This window comes from Bifidobacterium sp. N5G01 (assembly GCF_002742425.1).
In the GTDB taxonomy this organism is placed as follows: domain Bacteria; phylum Actinomycetota; class Actinomycetes; order Actinomycetales; family Bifidobacteriaceae; genus Bifidobacterium; species Bifidobacterium hominis.
The window spans coordinates 20,286-33,235 of record NZ_NJNP01000002.1 but is presented as its reverse complement, the minus strand read 5'-3'; the positions used below and the strand labels follow the sequence as shown (position 1 = coordinate 33,235).

Below are 12,950 nucleotides of genomic sequence, written 5' to 3'. Positions count from 1 at the left end.
GATGGAACAGTTGGAAACCATCAGCGTGGTGCCGCATAAGGAACGTCATGATGACGCCAGGCCGGCGTCTCCGTCATGGTTTGTCGCGAAGATCAATCCGGTCAGTCGTTTCATCGGCGCGCTGATATTGTGCATTCCCATGTTCGTGACGTTGGACGTGGTTTCCGCATCGGTGGCGTTCGTGTTGGAGATGTTGCTGCTCTGGATTGGAGGCGTCGCTCCATGGACGGTGCTTCGTAAAACCTGGCCGGTATGGATCGCAGCTTCGGGAAGTTTCATTTCCGTGGCATTGTATGGCAAAACCTCCGGTGCCGTGCTGGTCAATCTTGGCAATGTCATTGTGATTTCGCAGGGATCGTTGTATTTGGCGTTGGCTACGTTCCTACGTGTGGCAGCCATTGCCGTTCCCGGCGTGATTCTCGCGCTTGGCCTTGACCCGACCGATCTGGCCGATGGCTTGGTGCAGATTTTGCATTTGCCGTCGCGATTCGTATATGGCGGTTTGGCTGGTATGCGCATGTTCACGTTGCTGCAGAATGATTGGTATGCGCTTGGACAATCCCGCCGCTCTCGTGGACTGGGTGACGGTAGTGCCATCAAGCGCGTATTTTCTCAGGCGTTCAGCCTATTGGTTGTGTCGATTCGACGCGGCACGAAGCTTGCCACCGCCATGGAGGCGCGTGCTTTCGGAGCGGATGCTCCACGTAGCCAGGCCCGGGAATCACGTTTGCATGCCGTCGACTGGCTGTTTTATGCGATTTGTGTGGCAGTGCCGGTGATTGCGTTGTCTTGTGCTTACTTCACGGGTTACTGGCATTGGGCTTTTACCGGTACCGGCAATTGATCGAACGCATGATCTCATAGCGAGAGATTGTTGGATTTGCGGCGATTGCAAAAAGGACGTTTCATTCGTTGTATGGAATGGAACGTCCTTTTTTGTATTTTTTATTATAAAAAGCGTGGCATCCGCTACTTGGCAAGCTTGTCAAGCAACAGCGCTTCGGTGATCACATTGTTTTTCAGACTTGGCAGGCTGATGGACTCGTTCGGGCTATGCGCATTGGCCTTCGGATCCTCCGGTCCGGTAACCAAGACTTGGGCCTTTGGGAAAATACGCTGCAATTCCGGAATGAACGGAATCGAACCGCCTTCGCCCTTGTTGACAGGAGCCACGCCAAAAGCCTCTTCCATGGCTTCCATGGCGTCCTTGGTGGCTTCGGCATTCGGATCCATGGCCCAGCCCATGCCATTGTCGAGCTTGTCTACCCACACTTCGGCGCCGAATGGGGCGTGCTCGACCATGAATGCGGCGAGTGCCTCCTGGGCCTCTTCCGGACGCTGGTTCGGAGCGGTGCGTAGGCTGAGGCGGAACGTTGTTTCAGGGGAGATCACATTGAAGGATCCTTCCACTGGATGCGCATCAAAACCGATGACGGTCACGCTTGGTTTGGTCCACAGGCGTGCGGCCAAAGAACCGGTGCCGGCCAGACGGTAGGAACCGACGATGCCGGCATCCGCACGCACGGTTGTCTCGTCCATGTCTCTCTGCAGTCCGCCGACTGGCTCTTCTGAGGCGACGCCCGGTACCGCCAGATCGCCGTGTTCGTCATACATGGATGCGATCAGCATGGCTGCGAGCGTGTTCGCATCGAGGATCGGTCCGCCGTACTGGCCGGAATGCACCGGATGGTGCAATGCCTTGACATGTACGTCGATGTCGGTGTTGCCGCGAAGTGATGTGGTAAGGGAGGGGATTTCCGCGGACCAGTTGCCTGAGTCGGCGACGATGATCACATCGGAGTCGAATTCGTCTTTGTGCTCTTCGATGAAGGGAATGAAGCTTGGTGAGCCCATTTCCTCTTCGCCTTCGATGAAGACTTTGATGTTGACTTTCAGATCGTCGCCGAGGGCCTGCAATGCGCCTGAATGGATGGCGATGCCGCCGCCATCGTCGGCCGCGCCTCGCCCGTACAGGCGGGTGTCGATTACAGTGCCGACGAACGGGTCGGTGTTCCACGCGGTTGCGTCGGGTACCGGCTGTACGTCGTGATGAGCGTACAGAAGCACGGTCGGTGCGTCGGCGTTGACGAATTTCGATCCGATGACTTCCCATGCGCCTGGCGTGCCATCGGGATTGTGGGACTGCACCACTTGGGCGTTTACGCCGACCTTGCTGAGCTCTTCGGCCACAAATTCGGCGGATCGTTTCATATGATCCGCGGTGATGCCTTTTGCCGAAATGGACTGTAATGCGATTTTCTTGTTAAGCACGTTGACGATGCGGTCAAAATCCGCTTCGACTCGTGATCGAACTTCTTCGACAGGTAAAGCTGCCATATTGCTCCTTACAAAGACGTGCTGCCATACAACAACGCAGCGTGATCATATGCGTGTAACGAATGACCATTGTATCGGTCTCAATCGGCACGTCCAATTGTTGACAGGGCAGGGCTAAAGCGTCGATACGTCACTTTACGCTCTATAGGCATGAGTTTGTTTAACAAGAAGGAAGAGACGACGCAGGAGCCTGTCGAGACCAAGGTTGCGGAAACCACTTCCGGCAAGGGTCGTCCGACGCCGAAGCGCAAGGATGCTCAGGCGCAGAATCTTCGCCCGTTGGTTCCCAAGGATCGTGAGGCGAGCCGTAAGGCCGCCAAGGCGCGTATGCGCGAGCGTGAGAACGCTGAGTACGATGCCATGCAGAAGGGCGACATCAACCACATGCCAAAGGCAGAGCGTCTGCCATGGCGCATTTACATCCGTGACTACGTCGACGCTCGTTTTAACCTCGGTGAGTTCTTCATTCCGGTTGCGTTCGTCATTCTGATCGGTTCGATTTTCGTAACATATCAGTGGCCTGCGCTGGCATTGCCGTTGATGGTGCTCATGTATGTGTACCTGTTCGCGGTGATCATTGACGTGGTGATCATGTGGCGCAAGCTCAAGAAGAAGCTTATCGAGAAGTTCGGCGAGCGGTCCGTGGCCAAGGGCATGCGTTCCGGCTCCTATGCGTGGAGTCGTGCCATCCAGATGCGTCGTTGGCGTCTGCCGAAGCCGCGCTATCCGAAGCGTGGACACTGGCCGGAGTGATCGGCTCCTGCCGGGAATCGCGGCCATCGTTTTTTCAAGCCGTCGGCGAAAACCGGCGGCTTTTCCATTACCATGTAACCAGTTGTAACGCACGAATCAACGAGGACAGACATGACTGAACAGCATTTCGACATCGTCATCATCGGAGCGGGACCGGGCGGATATTCCACGGCACTACGCGCTGCTCAACTTGGCAAAACGGTGGCAATGGTCGAGCGTGACAACACCTTGGGAGGCACTTGCCTCAATCGTGGATGCATTCCATCGAAGGCGTTGCTGACGGCCGCGCATAGCGTGGAGAACGTACGTCAGGCGGAGCGTATGGGCATCAATGCCGCATTGCAGAGCATTGACTTCGGCAGGTTGCGTGACTTCCGTACGTCCACGGTGAAGACGATGACGAAAGGATTGGCGGGATTGCTGTCGCACCGTGGCGTCACCGTGTTCCATGGCGAGGCACAGCTGCAAAATGGTCATGAGGTGCATGTTGCGCCGTCCGGGGGAGGGACGCAGGTTTTGCGTTCCATCAAGGCGGGAATAGAGGAACCTGTAGGGTCGGAACTGACGATCGCAGGAGACGATATTGTTCTTGCGACTGGTTCGCGCCCGATGCCGTTGCCTGACGATCCGTTTTCCGGAGCGTTGATTGATTCGACGCAGGCTCTGGAATTGGACACGTTCCCATCCAGCGCGGTGATTGTCGGCGCTGGCGCGGTGGCGTTGGAATTCGCATCATTGTGGAATGCGTCGGGATGCGAGGTGACCTTGCTCATTCGCAAGGACCGCGTGCTGTCGTCTTGGGAGAAGCGGGCTTCGATGACGTTGACGCGTGAGCTCAAACGCCGTGGCGTGAATGTGGTGACGCACACGTCGGTAAATCATGTGGACACCGGCACGAACTTGGGGGCCACCGTGCATTACAGGCAGGGTGATGGCGGTGAGGAGCGCACCGCGTATGGCGAAGTGGTGCTTGCTGCCATTGGCCGCATGCCGAACACCGATGTCGACTGGTTCGCATCCAACGGCATCGCATTGGATGAACGTGGCTATGTTCTGACCGATGTGTACGGGCGTACGAACGTGGAAGGCATATGGGCTTTGGGAGATATCACGCCGGGGCATGCCTTGGCGCACCGTGCGTTCGAGCAGGGCATCGCCATCGCCGAAACCATCGCGGGACTTGATCCTAAACCTGTTGCCGACGAAACCGTGCCGCAAGTCGTGTTTTCCTTCCCCGAGGCGGCAAGCGTCGGGCTTACGCTCGGCGAAGCGAAAGCCCGTGATACCATTGTCGATCCGCAGGAAACCGCATATCCGATGCTGTCCAACTCGCGTATGCTCATGAGTGGAGAGGGCGGATCCATGACCATCGTCAGCGGTGCGATGGCTGACGCTCCCGATATTCCTCTTGTGCTTGGCGTGCACATCGTTAGTCCGATAGCCAGCGATCTGATCGCGGAAGCCGAACAGCTGGTCGGCAATCATGTGCCGCTTGCCGACGCGGCGAGGCTCATCCACCCGCATCCCACGTTCAGTGAAACGTTCGGAGAGGCGCTGCTCAAAGCGGATGGCAGGCCTTTGCACACCCGATAATCACCGTCAATCAAGGGAAACGGCGGCAATCATGCGATATGGCATGGTTCCTGATAAACTACCGTTCCAGTGTGAGTAACCGCATAACCAAGTGAGGAAGTCGATGGCAGACAAAGAAGAGCCAAAGAAGAAGCAGAGCACCATCAAACAGGTCATTCAGATCTTCAAGTACACCCATGCCGAAGACAAGGCTCTTCCGTGGCTGTGCGGAGGCGTGTTCGTGGCGCCGATCATCGTATTCGTAGTGCTTGGCATCGTATTCAAGTGGTCGGTGATCGGATGGGTCACGTCCATGATCCTGGCCGTCATGCTTGGCTTGCTGTTCGCCACCATGATGCTCACCAACCGTGCCGACAAGGTTGGATACGCCAAGCTTGAAGGCCGTCATGGAGCTGCCATCAGCGTGCTCGGCAACGTCAACAAGGCTGGCTTCAACTTTCCGCAGGAACCGGTGTGGGTTGATCCGAAGACCAAGGACGCCATCTGGCGCGGTACCGGCTACAACGGTATTTATCTGTTGGGTGAAGGCGAATACGGCCGTGTCAAGCGTGCCATGGATCGTCAGGAACAGAACATCAAGGGCGTGACCGCCGGATCCGATATTCCTGTTTACCGCATCTACGTCGGCCAGGGCAAGAACCAGACGAGCCTGAAGAACCTGCGTAAGACCGTGCTCGACTGCAAGAGCTACCTGCCGACCCACCACAAGAACAAGCTGGTGGCTGCCATCCATCCGAAGAGCCGTTTCGTGCTCACCAAAACCGAGTTGAGCATTCTCAACGAGCGTCTGCGCACTCTGCAGATGAAGAACGGCATGGGCATTCCGAAGGGTGTCGACCCGATGCATCCGCAGCGTGTCAGCCGTCGTGCCATGCGCGGCCGCTGATGCCTAGGACTGATAATCCGATATAACGTGCAGGAACCTCGATTGGCATGTCAATCGAGGTTCTTTTTATTTCATCGTTCCACGAGCCTACGTAAGGGTGTTGCCTGGAAAAGAACTGGCGTTACGGACGGTGTGACGACACGAGTGTCCGCAAATTGAACGGTTTTGCGCAGGCGAATATGCGTGTTCGTAACAATTGAATCCCAGTTTTCCGCGAAATCATCCTTCGAATATGTCATTACGAAACATTCTCGTAACCCAATTGGCGAGTGAGCGAAACGCGCGTTCTTAGACTAAGAGCCTGTAAGTTACTTATTCGAAAGGAGCGGTCCCGTGACTGCACTTGAAACCAAGGCTGATGCTGAGGCCCTTATCAACAAGGAAGGCATCGAGTATGTCTCCGTTCGCTTCACTGATCTGATCGGTGTTCAGCAGCACTTCACCGTGCCGGCAAGCGAATTCCTGAAGGATGCCTTCACCGACGGCATGCCGTTCGATGGCTCCTCCGTGGAAGGCTTCCAGGCCATCAACGAGTCCGATATGAAGTTGGTGCCGGACGTTTCCACCGCATTCGTCGATCCGTTCCGCAAGCACAAGACCCTCGACGTGGCCTTCTCCATCGTCGACCCGCTGACTGACGAGCCGTACTCTCGCGATCCGCGTCAGGTCGCAGGCAAGGCCGAGGCCTACCTGAAGTCCACCGGCATCGCCGACACCGCTTCCTTCGCTCCGGAAGCTGAGTTCTTCATCTTCGACAAGGTGCGCTTCGAGAACAGCATGCAGCGCTCCTTCTACGAGGTCGACTCCATTGAAGCTCCGTGGAACTCTGGCATCGACACCGAAGACGACGGCACCCCGAACATCGCATTCAAGAACCGCGTCAAGCGCGGCTACTTCCCGGTTCCGCCGATCGACCACACTCAGGATCTGCGCGACGACATGGTCGCCAACCTGCAGAAGGTCGGCCTGATCCTCGAGCGTTCCCACCACGAGGTCGCCGGCGCTGGCCAGCAGGAGATCAACTACCGCTTCAACTCCCTGCAGCACGCAGGCGATGACCTGATGAAGTACAAGTACGTCGTTCACGAGACCGCCGCTCTGGCAGGCAAGGCCGCAACCTTCATGCCGAAGCCGATCGCAGGCGACAACGGCACTGGCATGCACTGCCACCAGTCCCTGTGGAAGGATGGCAAGCCGCTGTTCTACGATGAGAAGAACTACGGTGGCCTGTCCGACCTCGCCCGCTGGTACATCGGCGGCTTGATCAAGCACTCCTCCTCTGTGCTTGCTTTCACTAACCCGTCTCTGAACTCCTACCACCGTCTGGTTCCGGGCTTCGAAGCGCCGGTCAACCTGGTGTACTCCGCACGTAACCGTTCCGCCGCCATCCGTATTCCGCTGGCCGGCACCTCCCCGGCTGCAAAGCGCATCGAGTTCCGCGCTCCGGATCCGTCCTGCAACCCGTTCCTCGCCTTCTCCGCACAGCTGATGGCAGGTCTGGACGGCATCCTGAACCACATCGAACCGCCGGAGCCGGTCGACAAGGATCTGTACGAGCTGCCGCCGGAAGAGCACGCAGGCATCAAGCAGGTTCCGAGCTCCCTGGCCGAGGCCATGGACGCCCTTGAGGAAGATCACGACTTCCTCACCGCAGGCGACGTCTTCACCGATGACCTGATCGAAACCTGGATCGGCATCAAGCGCGGCGAAATCGACCAGGCTCGTCTGGCTCCGACCCCGCTGGAGTACGAGCTGTACTTCCACATCTGAGGCCTATACCCAGTTTCCCTTGAAATCAAGCTGTTTTGGACTCCAAGGGTAATCAGAAGGTAGCCAGATTGGTTATAAGGAGAGCCTCTCCAAATTGGGGAGGCTCTCCTTATTCCTACAGAATTTCTTCCATCTGGGACGGCAAAGACCTTACGGACCGGTCTTCTGACTCCTCGCCTCCACGAACACATCAGACGCATCCAATAAATAACCGTTGATATGAGCCGGACGTGCTTCCACAGGTTCACCGTTAATGTCGTCGTATTCATACAACGCAGGAGCGTTTGTGCCTCTGTCGAATCCGACAATGACGACATGCACGTTCGCATTGTCCGTAGTCTGAGCGTCCCAGCAGAACGTACGGTGAGCGAACCGGATACGCCACCCTCGTTCGATCACATGCTTGAATAGCGGGGCGACTTGCTGGCTTTGTGTGATGCTATTCGGGGGTACGAACGCGAATTGCGCGGAGGGATTCCCGTCAAGGAAATCAATAGCTTTAAAATACCATCCAGCCACATAATCCAGCGAGCCTCCGGCCTTGCCGCACACCAGTTCCATATCATCCTTGATCTGCTGCGTGTGCTGCTGATGGCCGATGAACGGCGGGTTTCCCATCACATACGAGCATTCATCACCGGTCAGCAGAAGACTGACGAGGTCATAGCCATAGTCACTCGCGAACGCTCTCGCCACCTTGGCGTCGCGGCATCTTCGAGGATGCCTTCAAGCGCCTCACGAGTCCCCAACGTCCTTCTCTGCATGAATGAACCTCCTTGTATGGCTAGAAGTTATCGTCACAGATGATTTCGTAACCACTTACCTCTGTTCAAGCGCCGCGTTGACCTGTGCCTTGAGTGCAGGCAAGGTCTCGGCCTCGAACCAAGGATTCCTGCTCATCCATAGCTGGTTGCGCGGCGACGGATGCACCAAAGGGAAGAATCCCCGGCCGATATAGGCATCATAATCGCGCACCACGGTTGTAAGGCTGTCCGAATTCTTGAGATGCAGGTACCTGCGGACGGCATATGCGCCCACAAGCACAGTGAGCCGAACATTGGGCATGAGCGCCAAGAGTGCAGGATGCCACTGCTCGGCGAATCCCTTGCGCGGCGGTAGATCGCCCGACCTGCCATGTCCCGGAAAATAAAAGTCCATGGGGAGAAGCGCCACTCGCTCAGGATCATAAAACGTCTCGCGAGAAACACCCAGCCAATCGCGCAGACGCTCTCCTGACTTGTCGTTCCAGGGGATGCGCGACTCTTCCGCCACCGCGCCTGGTGCCTGCCCGATAATCACGATGCGAGCGCCAGCCCCGACGGAGTAGAGCGGATCGATGCCGCGCTTGGTATAGTCTGCATTCGCCCCATCAGCCTTTATGGCATTAAAAATCGCAAGGAAATCCTTGTTCATGTCGAAACCATCTCCTTGGTGACATGCGCCGTTCATGCATATTGATTGCTCGTTTCCCACAAATATACCTTGCCTTTGCGCTGCAGGGTATATCGTAGGAAATTATCCTCATGTAGTAATTCCCGCATAGCTGCTTAGCGTCTTTCAAGATTTTTATTGCCAATGTGTATCACAAAGCACTACGTCTAACTGGATTAAATAAATACTCAGGTTTCAACCGTCCTGCAAGCGTAGCGTTACCGCGAACCGCTCTCTATAAGCACCCATGGCGCCCATCGTAGATAACAAGCCGAAAGAAGGAGAACGCGGTCCGGACGGCCTGTTTCAAGCCTCTAAAGGAGTAATCCTTTCGGGGCTTTTCTATTGTCCGAAAGGAGGCGGCACGCATGCCGAGAAAACCAAGACGCCCCTGCCGCCACCCCGACTGCCCGAACCTTTGCGAGGACGGCGAGCAATACTGTGAGAAGCATCGCAAGGAAGCTGAGCGGCAGTACGAGCATTTCACGCGCGGCCACTCCGCGGGCAAGCGCTATGGCAGGCAGTGGAAGAAGATCCGCGACCGATAGAAGAACATTGGCATAGTTCTCAAAGTGAAATCCCCTTATGAGGCCAGACAGATCTGGCAGCGGGACACCATAGGACGCCGCCACATACGTTAGATATTCCCGGAATGTGAAATACCGAAATGACTGATCTTCCGCTGCCCCTAAATCCAGTGAAAAATCAGAAAGTAAGGGGTGATCTGCGGTGTACCAGACGCTTAAATGGTTCAAGGAAAGAAGTGCCTTGCTGTCCATTCTGCATTACCTCCGATTGTTTTTGTCTTTCTCCCAGAGCGAATAGGCGGAGAACAGGAACACGCCGCCGAGGAAAATGTACAGCAGGACAAACGGGATGTTCATGGTAACGAAACTGTAAAACATGCAGACAATAAAAACGCAAATCCATTCTTCGCGTGGCCGACGGATACGGGTTCCATCCGATCAGCAGGTTCGGCAAACAAAGCATCCCGGAGTTGACCGGATGCGCTGCGGGGCATGTGGGTGCATGCCGGTTGTGATGGGCCGGTTGGAGGATATTCCGGCCGATTATGAGGGTCGTTTGGGCGTCCCCGTTTTCTTGAAAAAGACCTGTCGAATAAAAACGGCCTGACTGAGCCGCCTATGCCTTGTGCATGGCGATAATATGCTCTATCTCGGCAAGATCCGAAGCGAAATAGATACCATGCTGGCGTTCCCCTGTGGAGAAGCCATCGTCGATCATGCGATGCAGCAGCGCCTTCATATCATCGTAGAAACCGTTGAGATTATAGAAAATGCAAGGCTGTGCCAACTGGTCAAGACAGACTTTGGACACGACCTCGCTGATCTCCTCCAACGTTCCCGTGCCCCCGGGGAATGCAATGAATACGTCGCCAAGCTCGATCATGCGCGTGCGTCGTTCGGTGATGTTCGGCACGATGGTGAGTTGGGTCAGATTCTTATGCGCGACACCCTTGTCCACGAACATCTGCGCTTCGATACCGGTCACCTTGCCGCCATGCTCAAGCACAGTGTCGGCGATGACTGCCATCAGCCCCTCGTTGGAACCGCCATACACCAAACGGTGCCCGTTCTCGGCAATCCATATGGCCAGCTCCGCCACGGCCTGCTTGTATACGGGGTTGTTGCCTTCGTGAGCTCCTAAATACACCGTGACGTTCATGCTTGTACCTCCAACATTCATGGGATGATGTCGCGCGCCCAACCGTAATCAGACAATAAGTCAGACAATCAGTGTAACGAACCGATGTTCGCAAACCAATCGAAAGCGGTGAGACACACTCGCAAGCTGTGCATATCTTTCATGGATGTGCAAAAGCCCCATACTCGGCCTGCCAAATTCATGACATGCCGAATATGGGGCGAAATAAGGGGAGCGAAGCGTCCATCGACACCCTGCATATCGCGACCGAACTGCGCCGCAACCTTGACTTTGTCCGCACCGATCGCGGTAAGTACGCCGATCTCATACTTACTTTCACGTACGTTCAGCAATGTGATGACCACCAGCACCACAATGAGCAGCGTCAACGCGAACTTCGACAGGTTGTTGAGCGTACCAGGTTGGATTCGCGATTCTCCACTTTTCTGAATCAAAAACACGACATGAACGGGGCATTCGTTGCGGCAATGGTGTTAGGCTAACGCGTATGCCTATAAAATCCGAAGTCATTGCGAACACCAAGTCGGAGCGCGTCCACCGCGTGTCCGAACTTGCCGATCGAAAAGGGCGGAAACGGTCCGGCCATTTCATGGTGGAAGGCCCGCAGTCGGTGCGTGAGCTGCTGACATACCATCCTGGGATTGTCGAGGACCTTTACGTTGAGGTCGAGTCAGCACAGCCCGATGCCTCGTTTGCGACACCTGTCGTCGCGCAGATGGCGGGCAAGGCCATGCAATCCGGCGTGTATGTGCACAAGGTCACTCATGCGGTGATGCACCGTATGAGCGCCGACGCGCAAGGCGTGCTTGCCGTCGCAGACATGCAGGCTTTCCTTGATTCATCCGCTGTTCCAGACGATTTCGACGGACATGCGATGGTCGCCGCGTTTTGGCAGGTCCGCGATCCCGGTAACGCTGGAACCGTGATCCGTTCCGCCGATGCGGCCGGCTGCTCTGCCGTGGTATTGGTCGACGACTGCGTGGACGTGTTCAATCCGAAAGTGATCCGCTCCACTGCGGGATCACTGTTCCACCTTCCGATTCTGGCCATGGGAACAGACGACTTCTTTGCATGGTGCGATACTCACGAGCTGGCAGTGTATGCGGCCGATGTATATGGCACGGATTCCCGACAGCCGGAATCCCTGACGGATGTAATCGCCGCGCCGGAAACGCTTGCCGGAGCCAAAGCGGTGTTGTTTGGCAATGAGGCGCGTGGATTGACCAAGGAAGTTTTGGAACGAACCGATAGGATCGTGTCCATACCGCTCTATGGCAAAGCGGAATCCTTGAACCTCGGCACCAGTTCGGCGGTAATGCTGCTGAGCTTGGCTATGTCGAGTCATGTTGAAAGAATGTAAAGTCGGAAAACGTTGAAATTGCGCGTTTTTCGCGTAAAACAAACGGGAAATGAGAAAGGTATCTCGTGGCAGAAGGTGCGGTATTCGACGCCCAAGCGGTAACCGATGCGGTTGCCGAGGGCATCGCGAAAATCGAAAACGCCTCCAGCATGGAGGAATTGAAAGCCATCAAGACGCAGTACGCCGGAGCGGAATCCGCGATGACGCAGGCCAGCAAGGCCATCGGCGCGTTGCCGAAGGACCAGAAGAAAGACGCCGGCAAGATTATGGGCAAGCTGCGCGCCGATTTCGGTCGTGCGTATGGCACCAAGGAACAGCAGGTCAAAGCCGAGGAAGAGGCCCGTGCGCTTGCCGCCGAAACCGTGGACATGACCCTTCCGGTCAATCGTAAGCCGCTTGGCGCGCGCCATCCGTTGCCGAAGCTGATGGAGGATGTCGAAGACTTCTTCATCTCCATGGGCTGGCAGATTTCCGACGGTCCTGAAGTGGAAACCGAATGGTACGACTTCGACGCGCTGAACTTCGGTCCCGATCATCCGGCACGTCAGATGCAGGATACCTTCTACGTCAAGGGCAATCAGGCCAAGGATGCCGCAGGCTTCGTCGGATCCAACATGGTGCTGCGCACCCAGACCTCCTCCGATCAGGTGCGTGGTCTGCTCACCCGTGGCGTGCCGCTGTACATCGCATGCCCAGGCCGTGTGTTCCGCACCGATGAGCTCGACGCCACCCATACGCCGGTGTTCCATCAGGTGGAGGCTCTTGCGGTCGACAAGCATCTGACCATGGCCGACCTGAAGGGCGTGCTCGATAAGCTTGCCGTGGCCATGTTCGGTCCGGAAGCCAAGACCCGTCTGCGCCCGAGCTATTTCCCGTTCACCGAGCCGAGCGCCGAACTCGACCTGTGGTTCCCCGATAAGAAGGGTGGCGCAGGCTGGCTTGAATGGGGCGGCTGCGGCATGGTCAACCCGAACGTGCTGAAGTCCGCAGGCCTCGATCCCGAGGTCTACACCGGCTTCGCCTTCGGCGTCGGCGTGGAGCGTACCCTGCTGCTGCGCCATGACATCAACGACATGCACGACCTGGTCGAAGGCGACGTGCGATTCAGCGAACAGTTTGTGATGGGGGAGTGAT

General features: G+C 56.4%; 13 protein-coding genes. 8 read left to right on the top strand and 5 right to left on the bottom strand.

The annotated features are described in order from the left end of the window. Position 1 precedes the first annotated feature (1 nt). Positions 2-844, top strand: coding sequence for an energy-coupling factor transporter transmembrane component T family protein (locus tag CE168_RS03860; RefSeq protein ID WP_099571211.1), 843 nt, complete (start codon positions 2-4; stop codon positions 842-844). Between the two features lie 125 nt (positions 845-969). Here the strand turns inward: CE168_RS03860 and CE168_RS03855 are convergent, their stop codons facing one another. Continuing rightward, entirely contained in the window at positions 970-2,337 is a 1,368-nt protein-coding gene (locus CE168_RS03855; RefSeq protein WP_099571210.1) for a dipeptidase, read from the bottom strand. Between the two features lie 150 nt (positions 2,338-2,487). Between CE168_RS03855 and CE168_RS03850 the strand changes: the two genes are divergently transcribed. The 4 genes from CE168_RS03850 to glnA all read left to right on the top strand — a co-directional run bounded on the left by CE168_RS03850 (position 2,488) and on the right by glnA (position 7,339). Further along, positions 2,488-3,090: a DUF3043 domain-containing protein gene (locus CE168_RS03850; protein ID WP_099571209.1), complete on the top strand. Its 603-nt coding sequence runs from the start codon at positions 2,488-2,490 to the stop codon at positions 3,088-3,090. A 111-nt stretch (positions 3,091-3,201) separates the two neighbouring features. Continuing rightward, a complete protein-coding gene (locus tag CE168_RS03845) occupies positions 3,202-4,683 on the top strand; it encodes an FAD-dependent oxidoreductase (protein ID WP_099571208.1) in 1,482 nt (493 codons plus the stop codon). Positions 4,684-4,786: 103 nt separating this feature from the next. Then, positions 4,787-5,569: a DUF4191 domain-containing protein gene (locus tag CE168_RS03840; protein ID WP_099571207.1), complete on the top strand. Its 783-nt coding sequence runs from the start codon at positions 4,787-4,789 to the stop codon at positions 5,567-5,569. A 333-nt stretch (positions 5,570-5,902) separates the two neighbouring features. After that, a complete protein-coding gene (glnA, locus tag CE168_RS03835; RefSeq protein WP_055063452.1) occupies positions 5,903-7,339 on the top strand; it encodes a type I glutamate--ammonia ligase in 1,437 nt (478 codons plus the stop codon). Positions 7,340-7,489: 150 nt separating this feature from the next. On the opposite strand, the gene CE168_RS03830 is transcribed toward glnA, so the two are convergent. Together CE168_RS03830 and CE168_RS03825 are read right to left on the bottom strand one after the other, a co-directional pair. Further along, positions 7,490-8,035 carry a DNA methyltransferase gene (locus CE168_RS03830; protein ID WP_099571206.1) on the bottom strand — a complete coding sequence of 182 codons (546 nt, stop codon included), beginning with the start codon at positions 8,033-8,035 and terminating at the stop codon, positions 7,490-7,492. Between the two features lie 123 nt (positions 8,036-8,158). Beyond that, positions 8,159-8,752, bottom strand: a complete 594-nt coding sequence (locus tag CE168_RS03825; protein ID WP_099571205.1) for a uracil-DNA glycosylase family protein — start codon at positions 8,750-8,752, stop codon at positions 8,159-8,161. A gap of 386 nt (positions 8,753-9,138) precedes the next feature. Here CE168_RS03825 and CE168_RS08915 point away from each other — a divergent pair, with 386 nt between their 5' ends. Next, positions 9,139-9,318 (top strand): hypothetical protein, encoded by a 180-nt coding sequence (locus CE168_RS08915; protein WP_143433385.1) that lies wholly within the window; start codon positions 9,139-9,141, stop codon positions 9,316-9,318. Between the two features lie 595 nt (positions 9,319-9,913). Here CE168_RS08915 and CE168_RS03815 read toward each other — a convergent pair. Then, positions 9,914-10,456 carry a TIGR00730 family Rossman fold protein gene (locus CE168_RS03815; RefSeq protein WP_099571203.1) on the bottom strand — a complete coding sequence of 181 codons (543 nt, stop codon included), beginning with the start codon at positions 10,454-10,456 and terminating at the stop codon, positions 9,914-9,916. Positions 10,457-10,524: 68 nt separating this feature from the next. After that, a complete protein-coding gene (locus CE168_RS09110; RefSeq protein ID WP_236824307.1) occupies positions 10,525-10,809 on the bottom strand; it encodes a hypothetical protein in 285 nt (94 codons plus the stop codon). Positions 10,810-10,943: 134 nt separating this feature from the next. Between CE168_RS09110 and CE168_RS03805 the strand changes: the two genes are divergently transcribed. After that, positions 10,944-11,816 carry a TrmH family RNA methyltransferase gene (locus CE168_RS03805; protein ID WP_099571202.1) on the top strand — a complete coding sequence of 291 codons (873 nt, stop codon included), beginning with the start codon at positions 10,944-10,946 and terminating at the stop codon, positions 11,814-11,816. Positions 11,817-11,881: 65 nt separating this feature from the next. Then, positions 11,882-12,949 carry a phenylalanine--tRNA ligase subunit alpha gene (pheS, locus tag CE168_RS03800; protein WP_004222372.1) on the top strand — a complete coding sequence of 356 codons (1,068 nt, stop codon included), beginning with the start codon at positions 11,882-11,884 and terminating at the stop codon, positions 12,947-12,949. The last annotated feature ends 1 nt before the right edge of the window (position 12,950 follow it).